This is a genomic window from Polaribacter sp. Z014 (genome assembly GCF_023555435.1).
Taxonomy (GTDB): Bacteria; Bacteroidota; Bacteroidia; order Flavobacteriales; family Flavobacteriaceae; genus Polaribacter.
Window position 1 is genome coordinate 1 of sequence record NZ_JALCZP010000148.1, and the last position, 340, is coordinate 340.

At 39.4% G+C, this 340-nt stretch carries 1 protein-coding gene; it reads right to left on the reverse strand.

What is annotated here, in order from left to right:
- On the reverse strand, nt 1-340 hold a 340-nt coding region (locus MPF19_RS19255; protein ID WP_249989879.1), incomplete at both ends, for an Ig-like domain-containing protein.

The following is a 340-nucleotide window of genomic DNA, read 5'->3' on the forward strand; positions in this document are numbered from 1 at the left end:
CATCTGCAACTGCTGTTGGTGATTGTATATCGTAATCTATACTTACCGTTGCAGTATCACTTAAGCCTGTTCCATTCTCTGTTAATGTGTAAACGATTGGTGTTGGATCTGATGTAAAACCTGCATCTGGTGTAAAGGTTAAATCATCCGTTATTGGATCATAAACCCAAACTCCTTCATTTGGTACATCTAAGGTCAATGGATTTCCATCGCCATCTGTATCATTCGGATCAATACTAATCTCTGCATTTCCGGTTCCTGGTGTAGTATCAACCGCACTTCCATCACTTAATGTATCATCTGATGAAATATCCATTAATACTCCAGATGTGCCCGTTAC